The sequence below is a fragment of the Halomonas sp. SIMBA_159 genome, from assembly GCF_046536035.1.
In the GTDB taxonomy this organism is placed as follows: domain Bacteria; phylum Pseudomonadota; class Gammaproteobacteria; order Pseudomonadales; family Halomonadaceae; genus Vreelandella; species Vreelandella venusta_A.
In genome coordinates, this window is the sequence record NZ_JAWJBT010001552.1 from 1 (window position 1) to 238 (window position 238).

1 protein-coding gene is annotated in these 238 nt (G+C 56.3%); it reads right to left on the bottom strand.

The annotated features are described in order from the left end of the window. A partial coding sequence (locus R0J87_RS24445) for an insulinase family protein (RefSeq protein ID WP_498889638.1) occupies window positions 1-238 on the bottom strand: 238 nt, incomplete at both ends.

Consider the following 238-nt stretch of genomic DNA (forward strand, 5'->3'; position numbering starts at 1 on the left):
CTCCTGCATGATAGCCAGCGTTTCGTTGAGGTGCTTCTTCAGGGTCGTGACAGAAACAACAGTCCCGTACATACCTGATGAGAAGGTCACAGTACTGCCCAGCGTATCAAGACGGGACACCAGATCTTCCGATGAATGGCGCTTGCTGTCTTCTGCCAGCATCGCCGCGGTGAGTTCGGCCAGCCCCTCTTTGCCCACAGGTTCATAGCGGCGCCCCGCCGGTAAAACCAATTGCACT